General features: G+C 71.8%; 15 protein-coding genes. 11 read left to right on the top strand and 4 right to left on the bottom strand.

Annotation, left to right across the window (positions count from 1 at the left end):
* Nucleotides 1-63: 63 nt before the first annotated feature.
* The 3 genes from ACIRQY_RS11420 to ACIRQY_RS11430 all read left to right on the top strand — a co-directional run bounded on the left by ACIRQY_RS11420 (nt 64) and on the right by ACIRQY_RS11430 (nt 5221).
* Nucleotides 64-765 (top strand): GNAT family N-acetyltransferase, encoded by a 702-nt coding sequence (locus tag ACIRQY_RS11420; RefSeq protein WP_403924012.1) that lies wholly within the window; start codon nt 64-66, stop codon nt 763-765.
* A gap of 668 nt (nt 766-1433) precedes the next feature.
* The gene (locus tag ACIRQY_RS11425; protein WP_403924673.1) at nt 1434-3197 is read left to right on the top strand and encodes an IucA/IucC family protein; all 1764 of its coding nucleotides are present in this window, start codon (nt 1434-1436) and stop codon (nt 3195-3197) included.
* Between the two features lie 50 nt (nt 3198-3247).
* Nucleotides 3248-5221 (top strand): ATP-dependent DNA helicase, encoded by a 1974-nt coding sequence (locus ACIRQY_RS11430; RefSeq protein WP_403924015.1) that lies wholly within the window; start codon nt 3248-3250, stop codon nt 5219-5221.
* A 270-nt stretch (nt 5222-5491) separates the two neighbouring features.
* On the opposite strand, the gene lexA is transcribed toward ACIRQY_RS11430, so the two are convergent.
* Nucleotides 5492-6280, bottom strand: coding sequence for a transcriptional repressor LexA (lexA, locus tag ACIRQY_RS11435; protein WP_366444238.1), 789 nt, complete (start codon nt 6278-6280; stop codon nt 5492-5494).
* Between the two features lie 495 nt (nt 6281-6775).
* Between lexA and nrdR the strand changes: the two genes are divergently transcribed.
* Both nrdR and ACIRQY_RS11445 read left to right on the top strand, forming a co-directional pair.
* Complete coding sequence (gene nrdR, locus ACIRQY_RS11440) at nt 6776-7285, top strand: transcriptional regulator NrdR (RefSeq protein WP_403924018.1); 510 nt, start codon at nt 6776-6778, stop codon at nt 7283-7285.
* A gap of 175 nt (nt 7286-7460) precedes the next feature.
* Entirely contained in the window at nt 7461-10355 is a 2895-nt protein-coding gene (locus ACIRQY_RS11445) for a vitamin B12-dependent ribonucleotide reductase (RefSeq protein WP_351790983.1), read from the top strand.
* Nucleotides 10356-10508: 153 nt separating this feature from the next.
* Here ACIRQY_RS11445 and ACIRQY_RS11450 read toward each other — a convergent pair whose 3' ends face one another.
* On the bottom strand, nt 10509-11039 hold the full coding sequence (locus ACIRQY_RS11450; protein WP_403924022.1) for a TerD family protein: 531 nt from the start codon (nt 11037-11039) through the stop codon (nt 10509-10511).
* A gap of 308 nt (nt 11040-11347) precedes the next feature.
* On the opposite strand from ACIRQY_RS11450, the gene ACIRQY_RS11455 reads away from it, so the two are divergent.
* Together ACIRQY_RS11455 and ACIRQY_RS11460 are read left to right on the top strand one after the other, a co-directional pair.
* Nucleotides 11348-11953 carry a YdbC family protein gene (locus tag ACIRQY_RS11455; protein ID WP_351790977.1) on the top strand — a complete coding sequence of 202 codons (606 nt, stop codon included), beginning with the start codon at nt 11348-11350 and terminating at the stop codon, nt 11951-11953.
* Between the two features lie 407 nt (nt 11954-12360).
* A complete protein-coding gene (locus tag ACIRQY_RS11460; RefSeq protein WP_351790974.1) occupies nt 12361-13020 on the top strand; it encodes a histidine phosphatase family protein in 660 nt (219 codons plus the stop codon).
* 19 nt (nt 13021-13039) lie between these two features.
* Here the strand turns inward: ACIRQY_RS11460 and ACIRQY_RS11465 are convergent, their stop codons facing one another.
* Nucleotides 13040-13579, bottom strand: coding sequence for a DUF4240 domain-containing protein (locus tag ACIRQY_RS11465; protein WP_403924026.1), 540 nt, complete (start codon nt 13577-13579; stop codon nt 13040-13042).
* 421 nt (nt 13580-14000) lie between these two features.
* On the opposite strand from ACIRQY_RS11465, the gene ACIRQY_RS11470 reads away from it, so the two are divergent.
* The 3 genes from ACIRQY_RS11470 (at nt 14001) to ACIRQY_RS11480 (ending at nt 16743) form a co-directional block, all read left to right on the top strand.
* Nucleotides 14001-14909, top strand: coding sequence for an ADP-ribosylglycohydrolase family protein (locus ACIRQY_RS11470; RefSeq protein WP_403924029.1), 909 nt, complete (start codon nt 14001-14003; stop codon nt 14907-14909).
* Between the two features lie 377 nt (nt 14910-15286).
* A complete protein-coding gene (locus ACIRQY_RS11475) occupies nt 15287-15997 on the top strand; it encodes a ribonuclease HII (protein ID WP_351790966.1) in 711 nt (236 codons plus the stop codon).
* 107 nt (nt 15998-16104) lie between these two features.
* On the top strand, nt 16105-16743 hold the full coding sequence (locus ACIRQY_RS11480) for a hypothetical protein (protein WP_351790963.1): 639 nt from the start codon (nt 16105-16107) through the stop codon (nt 16741-16743).
* A gap of 68 nt (nt 16744-16811) precedes the next feature.
* Here the strand turns inward: ACIRQY_RS11480 and ACIRQY_RS11485 are convergent, their stop codons facing one another.
* The gene (locus ACIRQY_RS11485; protein ID WP_403924032.1) at nt 16812-17441 is read right to left on the bottom strand and encodes a hypothetical protein; all 630 of its coding nucleotides are present in this window, start codon (nt 17439-17441) and stop codon (nt 16812-16814) included.
* Between the two features lie 950 nt (nt 17442-18391).
* Here ACIRQY_RS11485 and ACIRQY_RS11490 point away from each other — a divergent pair.
* Entirely contained in the window at nt 18392-19546 is a 1155-nt protein-coding gene (locus ACIRQY_RS11490; protein ID WP_351790958.1) for a transposase, read from the top strand.
* The last annotated feature ends 33 nt before the right edge of the window (nt 19547-19579 follow it).

Genomic DNA, 19579 nt, shown 5'->3' on the forward strand with positions numbered 1-19579 from the left:
CCGAACGGCCACCGACCGCCGACCGCCCCGCCCCACCCGCACCGCCGAAAGGAGAGCGCCACCGTGTCACCCGCCCGCCCACCGGCCGACCCGCCCGGGGACGACACCCTCGACCTGAGGATCGACGACCTCGTCGCCCTCCTCGAAGGCGGTCACCCCGACGCGGGCCGCCCCGGCACCGGACCGCTCGACGGGGACCTGCTGGACTCCGTGGCCTCCTGGAACCCCGCCGCCACCCCCTTCGGCGGCTTCCGGCTCGTCCCCGTCCGGCTGGAACGGGACCTGCCGCTCCTGGTCCGCTGGATGAACGACCCCGCCGTCGCCGCCTTCTGGGAACTGGCGGGACCCGACTCGGTCACCGCCGACCACCTCCGCGCCCAGCTGGCGGGAGACGGCCGCAGCGTCCCCTGCCTCGGCGTCCTCGACGGCACGCCCATGAGCTACTTCGAGATCTACCGCGCCGATCTCGACCCGCTCGCCCGGTACTACCCCGCCCGCCCCCACGACACCGGCGTCCACCTGCTGATCGGGGGCGTCACCGACCGGGGGCGGGGTATCGGCACCACGCTCCTGCGGACCGTCGCCGACCTCGTCCTCGACCACCGCCCCGCCTGCACCCGGGTCGTCGCGGAACCCGACCTCCGCAACACGCCCTCCGTCGCCGCCTTCCTCGGCGGCGGCTTCCGGTACGCGGCGGAGATCGAGCTGCCCGACAGACAGGCCGCGCTCATGGTGCGCGACCGGGCCCTCCGGCACCTGCTCTGACAACCCCGCCCCGTACGGAACTCCATCCCCCCCCGGAAGCCCGAACCCCAGGCCGCCCCGCCCGGATCTCCGGCCCCGTACTCCCCGGACCCCACCGTCCGTCCCCGACCTCACCCTTCCCGCACCCCACACGACCCGACCCCCAGCCCGCCCCACCGGCTCGTCCGTCCCCGACCTCGCCCTTCCGCCACCGGGCACGGACCGGCCCTCGGTCGCCCACCGACCCGTCCGTCCCGACCCCGCTCCGTCCCCACCGGAAACGGACTCGCCCTCCACCCGCCTCGTTCGTCCCACCCCACCCCGTCCCGTCCGCCCCACCGCCCGACCCACGGCGGTCCCCACCCCGAGGAGTCCTCGTGTCGACCTCCCCTGCACCACACGACTCCGCACGCCCCGTCCCCACCCCGCGACCGGCCCCCGCCCCGGCCCAGGAAGGCCCGGCCGCCACGGAACCGGCCCCGGAACGGCCGGCCGCCGCCCCCGCCACGACCCCCGCCCCGGAAGAACCGGCCCCAGCCACCCCCGCCCGGACCCCGGAACGCCGGACCACGGCACCGGAGGAGCGGACCCCCGCCCCGGACGCACCGGTCCCGCACGCCCCGCGGCCCCCGCACCCCGCCCCCGAGAGCCACTCCGCGCCCGTCCCCGAGCGCTCCTCCGCGCCCGTCCTGCTCGCGCCCCCCGAGCTGACCGCCGCCGGCTGGACCCGGGCCTCCTCGCGGCTCCTCGCCAAGGCCCTCGCCGAGTTCTCGTACGAGGAGATCCTCGTCCCCGTACCCGAGGCGACACCTGGCGAGGGACCCGCGCGGTACGCGCTGCCGCTCGACGACGGCGGCACCCTGTCCTTCCGCGCCCGCCGGGGCGCCTACGGCGGCTGGTACGTCGCCGCCGACTCGATCACCCACGAGGGCCGGCCGCTGACCGACCCCCTCGACTTCCTGGTCCGCGCCCGCGGGCTCCTCCGGCTCGACGGAGCCACTCTCGGACACCTCATCCGCGAACTCTCCGCGACCCTCGCCGCCGACGCCCGTCTCGACCACACGGCCCTCACCGCCGACCGGCTCGCCGACCTCCCGTACGCGGAACTCGAAGGCCACCAGACCGGCCACCCCTGGCTCGTCCTCAACAAGGGCCGCATCGGCTTCTCCGCGGGAGACGCCGCCCGCTGGGCCCCCGAGGCCCGCAACGCCACCCGCCTCCCGTGGATCGCGGTCAGCAGGCGCATCGCCGTCTACCGGGGAGTGTCCGGCCTCGACACCCCCGACCTGCTCTACGCCCAGGAGCTGGACCCCGAGGTCCACGCGGCCTTCCGCGCCGCACTCGCCGCCCGGGGCCACCGGCCCGACGACTACCTCCTGCTGCCCGTCCACCCCTGGCAGTGGGACGAGATCCTCCTCCCGCTCTACGCCCCCGCCGTCGCGGACGGCTCCGTCGTCCCGCTCTCCGCCGACCCCGACCTGCGGCTGCCCCAGCAGTCGGTCCGCACCTTCCTCAACACCAGCCGCCCCGACCGGCACACCGTCAAGCTGCCCCTCTCGGTGCTCAACACCCTCGTCTGGCGCGGCCTGCCCACCGAGCGGACCCTCGCCGCACCCGCCGTCACCGCCTGGGTCCACGGCCTGCGCGACACGGACCCCTTCCTGCGCGACGAGTGCCGGGTGATCCTGCTCGGCGAGGTCGCCTCCGTCACCGTCGCGCACCCGCTGTACGACCGGCTGCCCGAAGTCCCGTACCAGTACAAGGAACTCCTCGGCGCGATCTGGCGCGAACCGCTGCGCCTCCCGCCGGGCGAGCGCGCCCGCACCCTCGCCTCGCTGCTCCACACGGACCCCGGGGGGCGCGCCTTCGTCGCCGAGCTGGTCGCCCGCTCCGGCCTCGCCCCCACCGTCTGGCTCCAGCACCTCTTCGCGGCCCTGTTGCCCCCGCTCCTGCACTTCCTCTACCGCTACGGCACGGTCTTCTCCCCGCACGGCGAGAACGCCATCGTGATCCACGACGACCGGGACGTCCCCGTACGGCTGGCGATCAAGGACTTCGTCGACGACGTGAACATCAGCGCCCGCCCCCTCCCCGAGCACGACACGCTGCCCGACGACGTACGGGCCGTCCTCCTCACCGAGGAACCGGGCTTCCTCGTGCAGTTCATCCATTCGGGGCTCTTCGTCGGCGTCTTCCGCTACCTCGCTCCGCTCTGCGAGGAACAACTCGACGTTCCCGAGCGGGACTTCTGGGCGCTCGTCCGCGCCGAGATCCTGCGCCACCAGGCACGCTTCCCCGAGCTGAAGGAACGGTTCGAACTCTTCGACCTCCTCACGCCCCGGATCGAACGGCTCTGTCTCAACCGCAACCGTCTGCATCTGGACGGCTACCGGGACCGGCCGGACCGCCCCCACGCGGCCGTCCACGGAACCGTCCCGAACCCGCTCGCGTGAGGCGCGCGCGTGCCCTGGCTGTCGGTGCCGCCCCGTAGGCTGGGCGGGCTATGACGAAGCCATCCCTCCCCGATCTCCTCCACGCCGCCGTCTCCGCCGTCGGCGGCACGGAGCGACCCGGCCAGGTCACCATGGCCGAGGCCGTGGCCGAGGCCATCGACGACAATTCCCACCTGCTCGTCCAGGCGGGCACCGGCACCGGCAAGTCGCTCGGCTATCTGGTGCCCGCGCTGGCCCAGGGCGAGCGGGTGGTGGTGGCCACGGCCACCCTGGCGCTCCAGCGCCAGCTCGTCGAGCGCGACCTGCCGAGGACCGTGGACGCCCTGCATCCGCAGCTGCGCCGCCGCCCCCAGTTCGCCATGCTCAAGGGCCGGTCGAACTACCTCTGTCTGCACCGGCTCCACGAAGGGGTCCCGCAGGACGAGGAGGAGGGCCTGTTCGACCCCTTCGAGGCCGCCGCGCCCACCAGCAAGCTCGGCCAGGACCTCATCCGGCTCCGCGACTGGTCGGACGAGACGGAGACGGGCGACCGGGACGACCTGACGCCCGGCGTCTCCGACAAGGCGTGGGCCCAGGTCTCCGTCTCCTCCCGGGAGTGCCTCGGCGCCTCCAAGTGCGCGTACGGCCCGGAGTGCTTCGCCGAGGCGGCCCGCGAGCGCGCCAAGCTGGCCGATGTCGTCGTCACCAACCACGCCCTGCTCGCGATCGACGCCATCGAGGGCGCCCCGGTGCTCCCGCAGCACGAGGTGCTGATCGTCGACGAGGCGCACGAACTGGTCTCCCGGGTGACCGGTGTCGCCACCGGCGAGCTGACCCCGGGCCAGGTCAACCGTGCGGTGCGCCGGTCCGCCAAACTGGTCGACGAGAAGGTCGCCGACCAGCTGCAGACCGCGGCCGAGGGCTTCGAGCGGGTGATGGAGCTGGCCCTGCCGGGACGTCTGGAGGAGGTCCCGGAGGACCTCGCGTACGCGCTGATGGCGCTGCGGGACGCGGCCCGCGCGGTGATCACGGCCCTGGGCTCCACCCGGGACCGGTCCGTGCAGGACGAGGACGCGGTGCGCAAGCAGGCGATGGCATTGGTGGAGACCGTGCACGGCGTCGCGGAGCGGATCACGGCCGGCTCGGAGTACGACGTCGTCTGGTACGAGCGGCACGACCGCTTCGGAGCCTCCCTGCGGGTCGCGCCGCTCACCGTGTCGGGCCTGCTCAGGGAGAAGCTGTTCACCGAGCGGTCCGTGGTCCTCGCCTCGGCCACCCTCAAGCTGGGCGGCGACTTCAACGGGGTCGGGGCTTCGCTCGGTCTGGCCCCCGAGGGCACCACGGGCGACGACCTGCCGGTCTGGAAGGGCCTCGACGTCGGCTCCCCGTTCGACTACCCCAGGCAGGGCATCCTGTACGTCGCCAAGCACCTGTCCCGGCCCGCCCGGGACGGCGACCGGGGCGACATGCTCGACGAACTGACCGAGCTGATGCAGGCGGCGGGCGGCCGGACCCTCGGTCTGTTCTCGTCGATGCGCGCCGCCCAGCAGGCGGCCGAGGAGCTGCGGAGCCGGATCCCCGAGCTGCCGATCCTGCTCCAGGGCGAGGACACGCTGGGCGAGCTGATCAAGAACTTCGCCGCCGATCCCCAGACCTGTCTCTTCGGCACCCTGTCGCTCTGGCAGGGCGTGGACGTCCCCGGGGCGAGCTGTCAGCTGGTCGTCATGGACAAGATCCCGTTCCCGCGCCCGGACGACCCGCTGATGAGCGCCCGGCAGAAGGCCGTGGAGGAGGCGGGGGGCAACGGCTTCATGGCGGTCGCGGCGACGCACGCGGCGCTGCTCATGGCGCAGGGCGCGGGCCGACTGGTCCGGGCGACCGGGGACCGGGGTGTCGTGGCGGTGCTCGATCCCCGGCTGGCCACGGCGCGGTACGGCAGCTATCTGAAGTCCTCGCTGCCGGACTTCTGGTACACGACGGACCGCAACCAGGTGCGGAAGTCCCTCGCGGCCATCGACGCGGTGTCGAAGGCAGCGGGCACCTGAGCCGCTGCGGGCACCCGAGGGGCTGCGGGCCGCCGAGGTGACGGCCCCCGTGTCGCCCGCCCGCCGGACGGCCCGGGGCCTTCGCAGTGCCCGGTTCGAACGTTCGCGGCCGGGCCGCTCGTCCGTGTCCGGGGGACGGGATGGCGGTCCGCGTCCCGGCCGGGCGTTCGCGGCCGGGACGGCCGTCCTTGGTCCCGGCCCGGAGACACGGCAGGGCCCCTGGACCGGCGCAGAGGGTCCAGGGGCCCGGTTCAGAGCCGACAGGTGGGGTCACACCCGTCGCAGCACCGCCACGACCTTGCCGAGGATGGTGGCCTCGTCGCCGGGGATCGGCTGGTAGGCGGCGTTGTGCGGGAGCAGCCAGACGTGCCCGTCCTCGCGCTTGAAGCGCTTGACCGTGGCCTCGCCGTCCAGCATGGCGGCGACGATGTCGCCGTTCTCCGCGACGGGCTGGCGGCGGACCGTGACCCAGTCGCCGTCACAGATGGCCGCTTCGATCATCGAGTCGCCGACGACCTTGAGGACGAACAGTTCGCCGTCGCCGACCAGCTGCCGGGGGAGGGGGAAGACGTCCTCGACGGACTCCTCGGCCAGGATGGGGCCACCGGCGGCGATGCGGCCGACCAGCGGGACGTACGACGCGGCGGGCTTGCCGGTGGTGTCCGTGGGCTGGGTGCTCGGCTGGTCGGAGCCGCGCACTTCGTAGGCGCGGGGCCGGTGCGGGTCGCGGCGGAGGAAGCCCTTGCGCTCCAGGGCCATCAGCTGGTGCGCCACGGAGGAGGTGCTGGAGAGGCCCACCGCCTGCCCGATCTCGCGCATCGACGGCGGATAGCCGCGCCGCTGGACCGAGTCACGGATGACCTCGATGACCCGGCGCTGCCGGTCGGTGAGGCCCGAACTGTCCGCCCTGATGCCAGGAGGTCGACCGGGAAGCGCGCGCGGGGGGCGCCCGGGATCATCGCCGGTCATGCCGATGTCGTTCATGCCATGCACCTGCTCGAGTCGGCCCTGGGAGCGGTCCTGGGCGGTGATGGTGGCACTGTCTGCGGTGGTGGTCACGTCGGCCCCTCTCGAATGGTCTCCCTGGCTGGCACAACGGTAGTAGCTTTCGAAAGGTTGCGCCAAACACACGTTCGAGTGAAAATTCGCAGATCGCCTTACGCCTGTCCGCACGGAGGTGTATGAGCACTCTCACTCGGCCCCCACTCCACCCCCACCCGGCTCTCACTCCGCGGGGGCCCGCCGACTCAATTCGGTCATTACGGTAACCTCGCCGCTGGGCCGCGAGGTGTCGCGTGAAGGCCCCGGGGCGTTGCGCGCCCCTCAGTGTCGCACCCGGAGGGCCCGGAATCCCGGAGCCGCCGCGCCGCGACACGCGAGAGGTCCGGAATCGCCCACAACCCAAGATCTAGTGGTTGTATGTCATCGGCCACCCAGGGGTAGTGGTCCCTCGGTCTGCCGGGGGTGCCCGGATCACCTATGCTGGTGGTCGTTCCGCAGGGCCCACCGGCCCGTGGGGTTCACCAGTCGTACCGTGAGGGAGGGTCGGAACCAATGCACTGTCCCTTCTGCAGGCACCCCGACAGCCGTGTCGTCGACAGTCGCACCACCGACGACGGGACGTCGATCCGGCGTCGTCGTCAGTGCCCCGACTGCTCCCGTCGTTTCACGACGGTCGAGACGTGCTCGCTGATGGTGGTGAAGCGGTCCGGCGTCACCGAGCCCTTCAGTCGTACCAAGGTCATCTCCGGCGTCCGCAAGGCGTGCCAGGGGCGGCCGGTCACCGAGGACGCCCTCGCCAAGCTCGGCCAGTGGGTCGAGGAGGCGGTGCGCGCCACCGGCAGCGCCGAGCTGACCACCCACGACGTGGGCCTGGCGATCCTCGGCCCGCTCCAGGAGCTGGATCTGGTCGCGTACCTGCGGTTCGCGTCCGTCTACAAGGCCTTCAACAGCCTGGAGGACTTCGAGGCGGCCATCGCGGACCTCCGCGTGAGGCCTCCCGGTGAGACCTCCGGGACCGGAGCGGCCCCCGCGGTCCCCGTTCCCGCCACCGCCGCCGACTGATCGGCGGACCGGGCCGTCACGGCCCGGCGACCGGCCGCCGCGCGGCCCGGCAGACGTGCCCCGGACGATCCCCCGTGACGTCCGTGGCAGCAGTACAGAACAACGACGTACAGAAGACGGTGCCCTGGGACTATCTGGGCGCCAAAGTGTGTTTTGCCCGTATATGGGAGGCGGCATGACAGAGACGGCGAGCGGCCCGGCACGTGGTTCCCGCACCAAGGGACCCAAGTCGGCGAGCAAGGGCCTGCGCATCGAGCGCATCCATTCCACCCCCGGCGTGCATCCGTACGACGAGGTGGTCTGGGAGCGTCGTGACGTCGTCATGACCAACTGGCGCGACGGCTCGATCAACTTCGAGCAGCGTGGCGTCGAGTTCCCCGACTTCTGGTCGGTGAACGCGGTCAACATCGTCACCAGCAAGTACTTCCGGGGGGCCGTCGGCACCCCGCAGCGCGAGACCGGTCTCAGGCAACTGATCGACCGCATCGTGAAGACGTACACGAAGGCGGGCGAGGAGTACGGCTACTTCGCCTCGCCCGCCGACGCGGAGATCTTCGAGCACGAGCTGGCGTACGCCCTCCTGCACCAGATCTTCAGCTTCAACTCGCCGGTCTGGTTCAACGTCGGCACGCCGCAGCCCCAGCAGGTCTCCGCCTGCTTCATCCTGTCCGTCGACGACTCCATGGAGTCCATCCTCGACTGGTACAAGGAAGAGGGCATGATCTTCAAGGGCGGCTCCGGCGCCGGCCTGAACCTCTCCCGCATCCGCTCCTCCAAGGAACTGCTCTCCTCCGGCGGCAACGCCTCCGGCCCGGTCTCCTTCATGCGCGGTGCCGACGCCTCGGCGGGAACCATCAAGTCGGGCGGCGCGACCCGTCGTGCGGCCAAGATGGTCATCCTCGACGTCGACCACCCCGACATCGAGAACTTCATCGAGACCAAGGTCAAGGAGGAGGAGAAGATCCGCGCCCTCCGTGACGCGGGCTTCGACATGGACCTGGGCGGCGACGACATCACGTCCGTCCAGTACCAGAACGCCAACAACTCGGTCCGGGTGAACGACACGTTCATGAAGGCGGTCGAGTCCGGCGGCTCGTTCGGCCTCACCTCCCGGATGACCGGCGAGGTCATCGAGGAGGTCGACGCCAAGTCGCTCTTCCGCAAGATGGCCGAGGCCGCGTGGGCCTGCGCCGACCCGGGCATCCAGTACGACGACACGATCAACCAGTGGCACACCTGCCCCGAGTCCGGTCGTATCAACGGCTCGAACCCGTGCAGCGAGTACATGCACCTGGACAACACGTCCTGCAACCTCGCCTCGCTGAACCTGATGAAGTTCCTCAAGGACGACGGCAAGGGCCACCAGTCCTTCGACGTGGAGCGCTTCGCCAAGGTCGTCGAGCTCGTCATCACCGCGATGGACATCTCCATCTGCTTCGCCGACTTCCCCACCGAGAAGATCGGCGAGAACACCCGCGCCTTCCGTCAGCTCGGCATCGGCTACGCCAACCTCGGCGCCCTGCTGATGGCGACCGGTCACGCGTACGACTCCGACGGCGGCCGCGCCCTCGCCGGTGCCGTCACCTCGCTGATGACCGGCACCTCGTACAAGCGTTCCGCCGAGCTCGCCGCGGTCGTCGGCGCGTACGACGGCTACGCCCGCAACGCCGAGCCGCACCAGCAGGTCATGCGGCAGCACGCCGACGAGAACACCAAGGCCGTCCGCACGGGCGACCTGGACGCGCCGATCTGGGCCGCCGCCACGGAGGCCTGGCAGGACGTGATCCGCCTCGGCGCCAAGAACGGCTTCCGCAACGCCCAGGCCTCGGTCATCGCCCCGACCGGCACCATCGGTCTCGCGATGTCCTGCGACACCACCGGCCTGGAGCCCGACCTCGCCCTGGTCAAGTTCAAGAAGCTGGTCGGCGGCGGCTCGATGCAGATCGTCAACGGCACCGTCCCGCAGGCCCTGCGCCGCCTCGGCTACCCCGAGGAGCAGATCGAGGCGATTGTCGCCCACATCGCCGAGAACGGCAACGTGATCGACGCCCCCGGCCTGAAGACCGAGCACTACGAGGTCTTCGACTGCGCCATGGGCGAGCGTTCCATCTCCGCGATGGGCCACGTCCGCATGATGGCCGCCATCCAGCCGTGGATCTCCGGCGCCCTCTCCAAGACCGTGAACCTGCCGGAGACGGCCACGGTCGAGGACGTCGAGGAGGTCTACTTCGAGGCCTGGAAGATGGGCGTCAAGGCGCTCGCGATCTACCGCGACAACTGCAAGGTCGGCCAGCCCCTCTCCGCCAAGACGAAGGAGAAGGAGAAGACCGAGGTCACCGCGAAGTCCGAGGCGACGATCCGCGCGGCCGTCGAGAAGGTCGTCGAGTACCGTCCGGTCCGCAAGCGCCTGCCCAAGGGCCGCCCGGGGATCACCACCTCCTTCACCGTCGGTGGCGCCGAGGGCTACATGACCGCCAACTCCTACCCGGACGACGGTCTCGGCGAGGTCTTCCTCAAGATGTCCAAGCAGGGCTCGACGCTCGCGGGCATGATGGACGCCTTCTCCATCGCGGTCTCGGTCGGCCTCCAGTACGGCGTCCCGCTGGAGACGTACGTCTCGAAGTTCACCAACATGCGCTTCGAGCCGGCCGGTATGACGGACGACCCGGACGTGCGGATGGCGCAGTCGATCGTCGACTACATCTTCCGCCGCCTGGCGCTCGACTTCCTGCCCTTCGAGACCCGCTCCGCCCTCGGCATCCACTCCGCCGAGGAGCGTCAGCGCCACCTCGACACCGGCTCGTACGAGCAGTCCGAGGAGGACGAGGTCGACGTCGAGGCGCTGGCCCAGTCGGCCCCCCGCGCCCAGGAACTGAAGCCCGTCGCCGTCCCGGCGCCGAAGGCCGAGGTCCCGGCCCCGAAGCAGGCCCACACCTCCGCCGAGCTCGTCGAGATGCAGCTCGGCATCAGCGCCGACGCCCCGCTCTGCTTCTCCTGCGGCACCAAGATGCAGCGCGCCGGCTCCTGCTACATCTGCGAGGGCTGCGGCTCGACCAGCGGTTGCAGCTGACACCGGCCGGAACCGCGCGGCACACGGCGTCCGACGTGTGCCGCGCGGTGGCTGAGCAGTGACGCATGAAGGGGACCGGCCTCGGGCCGGTCCCCTTCGTCGTGCGCGGAGTGCGCGCCAGCCCGTGCCGAAGGCCCGGCGGCCGGGCGGAGGTCAGGGGCGGACGGAGCCGAGCAGTGCGGAGAAGGCCCCCGGGTCGGCGTCGAAGCCGTGACTGAGGGGGTGGAACGACCAGCTGTCGGCGCCCTCGCGGACGAACTCCACGATCGTCGCCGACCGGGCGTCCGCGACGTCCGCGAAGTCATGGACCAGGAGATCGGTGTAGCCCTCGCGGACCCGCACGCCCACGTGCGTGATGTCGCCGAAGGCCAGCCGCCCCGCGCCCTGCTGGATCGCCACGCCGACCACCACGCGCGTGTAGCGCGGCGCCAGCCGGTTCAGCTCCACGGTCATCGCCTCGTCGAATCCGAAGCCCTGCCCCGTACGGCTGTCGCGGTGGAGCGTGATCGTGCCGTCGGGGGAGCGGCTGCCGAAGTGCACCAACTGGGCCGGTGGCCCATGGGGGTCGTCCGCCGTGAAGACGCCCGCGACCAGGTCGAGGTCGTGGGACGGCGCGCCGGACGGCGCGGGGTCCCATTTGAGCGCCACCTCGACCCGTCCGACCCCTTTGCTGAGTCCGCTCATGGTGCTTCCCCTCTCCGCGTACGCCCCCGCGCACGCCTCCGTCGTACCGTCCGGCCCGTCCGAAGCCCATGGTCGTATGCCGATCACTCATGGTGTCATGCGGCGGTGACACCGGACCCGGGGACCGGGCAGGAGAGCACCGCGGGGAGCTGCGAGCAGCCGGATCTCGACCCATGAATGGCTCGAATCCGCGCACTTGGGCGGGGGATCGGTGAACTCGCCCTGAGTGGTGGGGCACTTGGCGCGCCGCCTGTGGCGGGCTTCGACGGGGTCTGCCGGGGCGGTCGTCCGCCCCGTACGATGGCGCGGTGCTGGTCAAGTGGATTCGCTGCACCGTGATGGACCGTCGAGGGTTCGAGCGGGGACAGCGGAAATGGGCGGGGCTGCTCGGTGAGCCGGGATTCCGGGGCCAGGGCGGCGGGTGGAGCCGGGCTCGTCCGGACGTCGCCCATGTCTTCGCGTTCTGGGAGAGCCGGGCGTTCTACGACTCCTTCATGGCGCGTTCCCACGACCGGCTCGCGGCGACGCAGGCGGGCACCTTCAAGAACGCCCAGGTCAAGCTGTTCGACCACCGTTTCGACGTGAAGACGGGGTTCGAGCCGAAGTTCTCCGACGCCGACGTGGCGCGTGTCGCCCACTGCCGTGTCCACGAGGAGCGCGCGGAACACTTCGCGCTCATGCAGGAGAAGGTCTGGAACCCGGCGATGGCCGGGTCCCCGGGCATGCTCCGGGGTCTGTTCGGGGAAGCGCCGGGCAGCGAGTTCATGGTGCTGTCCCTGTGGCAGTCCGCGGCGGAGCACGGCAAGTACCGCGTGGAACGCATCGAGCGGCTGGGTCTGCGGGCCCACACCGCCGCCGACGTGGCGGCGCTCGACGGCGACGTGGTGCGGCTCGAAGGCGCCTGGACGGTCTGAAGGGCCTGCCGCGGGGCCGTCCGCAGGGGCTGCTCGACGAGTCGGCCGACCACCTCGACGCGTCCGCGCTCGACCGGCCGGTGGGCGCGCTCCTCGCGCACCGGGGCACCGTCGTGGCCGTCTCGCACGACCGGGCCCGGCGTCGTCGCTTCACCGGGGACGTACGCCGGATGGACTCCGGACGCCTCCTCGGTCGAGCCCGCTCGGAGGCGGCGATCCCGGGGGTGCTTCAAAGGCAGTGCCGTCTGCCCGGAGGGCGGGCCTGGCGGCGTCCGGTGCGTGCCATCACGAGGCGGAGGATCACCCCGACACCTGATGTACCGGGGTGATCCCGACAACGCGGCGGGCATGTGTGCCGGACGCCGCCGGGCAGGCGGGACCTTCGGAGCACACCCTAGGGTCGGGGTATGGCACGACCGCGGCGCATCGTCCTCGTACGACACGGGGAGTCCGAAGGCAATGTCGATGACACGGTGTACGAACGGGAGCCCGATCACGCCCTGAGGCTCACCGGGACGGGACGGCGGCAGGCGGCGGAGACGGGGGAGCGGCTGCGGGAACTCTTCGGGGACGAGGCGGTCAGCGTGTACGTCTCCCCGTACCGGCGCACCCACGAGACGCTCAGCGCCTTCCGGCTGTCGCCGGAGCGGGTGCGCGTGCGGGAGGAGCCACGGCTGCGCGAGCAGGACTGGGGAAACTGGCAGGAGCGGGAGGACGTGCGCCTCCAGAAGGCGTACCGGGACGCCTACGGGCACTTCTTCTACCGCTTCGCCCAGGGCGAGTCGGGTGCGGACGTCTACGACCGCGTGGGGGCCTTCCTGGAAAGCCTCTACCGCAGTTTCGAGGCACCCGACCACCCGCCCAACGTCCTCCTGGTCACCCATGGACTGACCATGCGCCTGTTCTGTATGCGCTGGTTCCACTGGACGGTCGCGGACTTCGAGTCGCTGTCGAACCCGGGCAACGCCGAGACCCGGGTCCTTCTGCTCGACGAGGACGGAAGGTACCGCCTGGACCGGCCGTTCGAGCGCTGGCGGACCCCGGAACCGTACGGTCCCACCGGATAGTCACCTCGTGTCGCAGCTCCTACAGGTAGAGGGCGGCCAGGCGCGGCAGGCGGCGAGTGATCTCGTCGGAGTCGTCGAAGTCGAAGGCCCAGGCGGGGTCCAGCCGGGGGGAGTGGGTGCGGATGGCGGGTGACCCTGCGGGAAGCCGCTCACCGGTCGCTGTGACGTGCGCGTTCCACGCGATACCCAGCATGTCCTCGCACTCCAGGTCGTAGCCCTCGGTCGCGGAGGCGCGAACGGCGGGCAGTTCCGCGAGCGTGTCCGGATCGGCGACCGCGCGTTCGAAGACTTCGCGGCCCTGAGCGATCAGCCAGCCGCGGAAGTAGTCGAAGCCGTCGTCCGAGCACCCGCCGTTGGCGGTGTAGGCGGCGGCCCACAGGGGGCTGATGCAGGACTCGCCCATCAGGTCCCACAGCGCCTGCTCGGCGGCGACGATCTCCTCGACCGGCCGGTCGGCCAGCAGTGAGGTCGCCCCGCGGGCGATCGACTCGCTGTCGCACGGGTCGGCCACCCGGCTGCGGGCCATCTCGACGAGTTCCCAGAACTGCTCCTTGTCCATGGTGGTGGAGCATCTCACCCGGCACTGACAGAGCGGTTTCTCCCTGGGGCTCTGCTGAGGGGTGAAGTGTCGGCGCGGGCGCCCATGTCCTGGGTGCGCGGGCGCCGGGGCGGATGGATGGTGTTCGTGTGACGGGTGGCAGGGCCGGTCGGGCGGAGTGCGCTCACGGGTTCTGGGGTGTCGTGCCATGGTCGGAGCGAACGGCCCCTTCGCGGGGTACGGGTGCCGGTGCTCGCCCTGAGGAACCGTGGGCCGGGCGGCGGCCTTATTCCGGGCGGCAGCGCGCGTCGGCCGATCCGGAGGCTCATGCCGGTCACAGCAGCTACGCGCGTCACCGGCACCGTGTTCGAACAGGCCGGGCGGCACCACCTGGGTGCCACGTGGTGCCGGATCCACCGCGACGAATTAGAGTGGCCGACCGATGACCGCTGACTCCGCATTCGACCGGCGCTTCGACCGCGCCCTGGCCAGCCTGCGCGGGCTGTCCGTGGGAGACGCCCTGGGCTCCCAGTTCTTCGTTCCCGCCCACTACCCCCTGCTGAAGCGGCGCGAGCTGCCCGAAGGCCCCTGGCAGTGGACCGACGACACCGAGATGGCGTGCTCCGTCCTCGCCGTCCTCGTCGGCCACCACCGGATCGACCAGGACGCCCTGGCCCTGTCCTTCGCCCACCACCACGACTTCGACCGGGGCTACGGCCCGGCGGTCAACCGGATGCTCCGGCTCGTCCGGGAGGGCGGCGACTGGCGGGAGCTGGCCGCCGCGCTCTTCCAGGGCCAGGGGTCCTGGGGCAACGGCGCCGCCATGCGGATCGCGCCGCTCGGGGCCTGGTACGCGGACGACCCCGAGCAGGCGACGCACCAGGCCGAGATCTCCGCGTACACGACCCATCAGCACCGCGAGGCCGTCGTCGGCGCCATGGCCGTGGCCGCCGCGGCCGCCCTGGCGGCGGCCCCCGCCGGACCTCCCACGCCCGAGGAGCTGCTCGACGGGGTCATCGCCCTCGTCCCGCGCAGCGCGGTGGGCGCCGGGCTGCGCAGGGCCCGCGACATGCTCGACTACGGCGACGCGAGCACCGTCGCGGCCGTTCTCGGCAGCGGACGCCGGACCAGCGCGCACGACACGGTTCCCTTCGCGCTCTGGTCGGCGGCCCGGCGGCTCGGTGACTTCGAGGACATGTTCTGGACCACCGCACAGGTCGGCGGTGACGTGGACACGACCTGTGCCATCGCGGGAGGCGTGGTGGCCTCCGCCACGTCCGGAGCCCCTCCGGCCGACTGGCTGCGCCAGACCGAAGGACTGCCGGAATGGGTCCCGGGCGCCCCGCGCTGAGGTGCGGCATGTAGTTCGCGTATGCGAATTCGAGGGAGATTTCCCCTCTCTCGGCCTGATGGTCGAGAGAGGTGGATCTCATCTGCCCCTTCCCCTGTGATGTGCCTCGCGTGACGCGCAGAAATCCCCGTAGTTGAGGTGGTTGTAGGCCCTGAGGGGCGGTTCCGGAGCGGATTCCTCTCTCGCCTCGACGGCCCGCCCATGCCTTCGATCCGCTGTGTGCGGAAGTGAATGCCTGGGTGTCGGCCCGGTCGGTTTCCTCGACCGGGCGATGGCGCTCCCGGAGTGTGCCGACCCCTGTCGGAGCCGCACCCGGTGCGGCCGGACGGAAACCGGGTATCGCACCCGGTGCCGAGCGGCGTAACCTGTCAGGCGCCATGCCGTATGAACCCCCCACCCACACTGTCGAGCGATCGCTCCGAGCGACCACCGGCGCCAGGATCGTCGCCGGAGTCGACGAGGTCGGGCGCGGGGCGTGGGCCGGTCCCGTCACCGTGTGCGCGGCCGTCACCGGTCTGCGCCGACCGCCCGAGGGCCTCACCGACTCCAAGCTGATCACCCCCAGGCGGCGTACCGCGCTCGCCGCGGAACTGGAGCGGTGGGTCACCGCGTACGCGCTGGGCGACGCCTCTCCTCAGGAGATCGACGCACTCGGTATGACCGCCGCCCTGCGGCTCGCCGCCGTACGGGCCCTCGAAGGCCTCCCCGTACGGCCCGACGCGGTCATCCTCGACGGCAAGCACGACTACCTCGGCAGCCCGTGGAAGGTCCGTACGGTGATCAAGGGCGACCAGTCCTGCATCGCCGTGGCCGCCGCCTCCGTCATCGCCAAGGTCCGCCGTGACACGGTCATGGCGGAGCTCGGAGCCGGGACCGAGGAGTACGCGGCCTACGCCTTCGGTGCCAACGCGGGCTACCCTTCGCCGGTCCACAAGGCCGCGCTCGAAGAGCTGGGGCCCACCGCCCAGCACCGTCTCTCCTGGTCCTACCTGGACGCCATGCCCAGGTGGAGCCACCTCAAGAAGGTCCGCCTCTCCGTCGAGGCGGCCGCGCTGGAGAGCGGGGGCCAACTCGGCTTCGACTTCTGAACTTCCGGTCGCGGGGCCCTGATCGAAGGGTCCGTCACGGGACCGGGGCGCACATGTGTGCCCACCCGCCGATGCCTCGCGCAGCGGCGTTTGATAGACATCCACCCATGCCGCTCATCCCCGAGGAGCCTCAGATTCACGAGAGCGCCCAGGGTCCCCGCGCGACCGCGGCCACCGGCCGCCCCGCGCAGACCCCTCGTCCCGTACCCGGCCCGCGTTCCGCGGCCTCTCCGCGCCCCGGACAGCCCGTGCCGGGTCCGGCCAAGCCCGCGGCCCCTGCCCGGCGACCGCAGCCCGGTGCCGTGCCCGCCCCGGCGAACACCACGGAAAATCGTTCCGGCGGCTCGTCCGAGCCGCAGCTCCAGCTGATCCCGGCCCCCGTCGACGGCGCCCTGGACGCCGCCGAGGAGGCCCTGGACCTGCTCCTGGAGAGCGGCCGGGCCCCCGGCGAGGTCCTGGTGATCACCACCGGCGACCCGCACCCGTGGGCGACCCACGAGCTGTCCTTCGGCGAAGCCGCCTACTGGGCCCAGCAGGACACCGGTGACGACGTCTTCTTCGCGCACGCCGCCGCCGTGGAGCGGGCCTCGGCCCGTCCCGTGGTGATCGTCGCCGTCAACGGCGGGGAGGACGACATCCTCGCCCGGGCCCTGCCGTCGGCGAGGGCCCGTGCGGGTGCGCTGCTCGTCGTCTGCGGTGACCCCCAGCGCGTCACCTCGCTCCTCGGAGCGGGCGCGAGCGTCTGAACGACCGTTCCCCCGCCGGGCCGTTCCGGGGTCCGGCGGGGGCGGACGTCGTTCCGTCCTCCGTGCCGTCAGCGTGCGGCGACCCGGCGCAGCGGCTCGTTCGCACCGCTCGCCGTGCGCGGTGTGTGCGCGCCCGGCTCGGCGGGTCCGTCACCCAGGGGCACGGGTGGCGAGTCGGAACCCGGGCGCCGGCCGCCCCGGCCCTCGCCCAGCACCTGCCAGCCCCCCCGGGTCAGCGTGATGTAGGCACCACAGCGGAGCCCGTGCAGCGTGCAGGCGTCCCTGAGCCCCCACATCCAGGCGCCGTCCTCCTCCGTCCACCGCTCGTCGCCGTCACGGCAGTACAGCAGGACCGCCGTCCTGACCGGTGAGCGTCTGCGGAGGTCGTGCGGAATGACCCGGCGCAGATGCGCGAGCAGCGCGTTGCGGAACTCCCAGCCGTCCGCCGGGGCGGGGCGGCGGACGAACGAGGCACTGGCGGCGAGCCGTTCCTCGTGGTCGAGGACCGCGAGGACCGCCATGGAGGGCGTCGGCTCGTGACGTGAGTGCAGGCCGCTGACGACCTCGCGCGGGTTGCGCAGCAGGGGGATCCCCGCCGCGCTCCACTCGGAGGGTTCGAGTATCCGGGAGAGGCGGCTGGCGGACTCGGACGAAGATCTGAACGAGGTGGCTGTGGGCGGAGCGAATCCGAGGGTCACGGTCCTCCCTTCGGATACGCGCCCGCACGGCGGGCAAGGTCGGGTGAGGGCGCACCACGGCACAGTCCTTCAGGGCCGCTGAGGGCCGTGCGGGGCGGTTTCCCAATTCTTGCTGGCCCGTGCGCGGGCGGCAACGAGCAATTGAGGTCGCTGACGGGAATGCGTGGGTATGCCTCTCATATCCCTGCCCAGTTGCCCATTGTTCACTCCCCGTTTCCCCTCCTGTTTCACCCCCGGGCGGCGAGGACCGACGGAAACGCTCCGTCCGCCCCGGCTCGTCGCAGCGGTCGTGCCGCCACCGCCAGGGTCCAGCCACTGTCCGGCAGGTCGTCCACCAGGCCCCGAGCACCCGGCGGCCGTGGGACTCCGGAGTCCGTAGGCCCCGGCTCCCGAGCTCCGGTTTCCGGTTTCCGGATGGCGGGGACAGTCGGCCTTCGGGAGCGGGTCGGCTGTCCGTCCTGCTCGCTTCCCGTAGCCCCCCGTAGCCCCCCGTAGCTCCCCGTAGCTCCCCGTAGGGAAGGCCGTCGAGGCGGACCGGTTCTTCCCGCCGGTTCTCGCCGTGACCGGGCGGGCCGCGACGGCACGCGGGGCGGCCCTGTCGCGCTCCCGGAGGAAGGCTCCCTGCGGAAGGGTGCCCTCCGTTTCATGTCAACTCGCTCGGCCGACCGGTCGGGTCCTCCTCGGAGTGCCCCGTGGCGTCGATGGGCCTGATTTCGGCTGAGCGATGCCGACGAATGCACCCTTCACGGACCGCACGTTGCCGACTTCCGGCCAATTGATCGTTCATGTCGATTCTTGAATGTCGATCACGTAGATTTTATGCCGAAAATGTTCAGGTGGCGTGCAGTCTGGCAGGAGTCAAGGGGGGCACCATGCGCATGGGGCAGCGATACGGGAAGGCCTCGGATGGCGGGAAAACCTCCGTCGGACCCGGTGAATCGGCTGCGTGGGTGGCCGAACTCGGCGACTCCGTCTTCGCGCCCCTCGGCAGACGTGACCAGCGACTCCAGGCCGAGAGATACGCGCGGGGGCTGCTGACCGCGACAGGGCGCAAGACGCTGCGGAACATCGCGGACCAGGTGGGCGGAGAGGCCGCGCGGCAGAGCACCCACCACTTCATCAGCGGATCGCCGTGGGAGTGGACGGAGGTGCGGCGCGCCCTGGCCGCCGAGGTCGAGCGGCTGACCGGGCCACGGGCCCTCGTGGTGCTGCCGACCGTGGTTCCGAGAGTCGGCGCGAGCTCGGTGGGGGTGGAGGAGCAGTTCGTCCCGCATCTGCGGCAGACCGTCGTCGGCCAGCAGTCGTACGGGGCGTGGCTGGCGTCGGCGGACGCGGCGGTGCCGGTGAACTGGAGACTGGTGCTGCCCCCGAGCTGGTCGCAGGACGCACCGCGCCGGCGCATGGCGAGCATTCCGGAGGAGATCGGACCGGAGTCCCTGGAGGAGTGCGCGAGCGCGGTCGCCCTGGAGCCGGTCCGCGACTGGGGCGTGTCCTGTCTGCCCGTGGTGCTCGACAGCGAGGGACTGGACGTCGGGGAGTGCTTCCGGCACTTCGACCGGGCGGGGACCCCGGTGGTGATGAGGGTGTGTCCCTCGACCCCGCTGCGGGTCGACTGCACGGCCCTCCAGGGGTACAGCGACCGTGAGATGCAGGCCGAGCAGCTCGTCGAGTCGATGAAACGGATGCGCAGGCCCCTCGAATGCCAGGACCCGCAGGGCAGGCCGGTGCAGGACGCCGTGGCGTCGGTCATCCCGGTCGTACCCGTGCGGATGTCGGCGCCCCGGCGCGGCACCGACCGGTCACTGCTGCTGGTGGCGCACTGGCCGGCGCGCGAGCGGCGGCACGCCAAGCTGTGGCTCACGAACATGAGCGATCTCCCGCCGACCGCGGTGCTGGAGCTGACCGATCTCGCCGACGTGGTCACCCGTGACTTCCTCCCGATCGCGGAGGACGTGGGTCTGCGGGATTTCGGGGGCCGTTCGTTCCAGGGCTGGCACCGGCACATCACGATGGCGTCCGTGGCCCACCTCGCGGCGGTGCTGGCCGGTCCCGAGAGCTTCCCGGCGACCAGCGCCGCCGGGTACGCCGTGGCACGCACCGGCTGACGCCGGGCTCCGGCAGGGCGCGCACCGGTCGGC

Source organism: Streptomyces sp. NPDC101490 (assembly GCF_044767145.1).
In the GTDB taxonomy this organism is placed as follows: domain Bacteria; phylum Actinomycetota; class Actinomycetes; order Streptomycetales; family Streptomycetaceae; genus Streptomyces.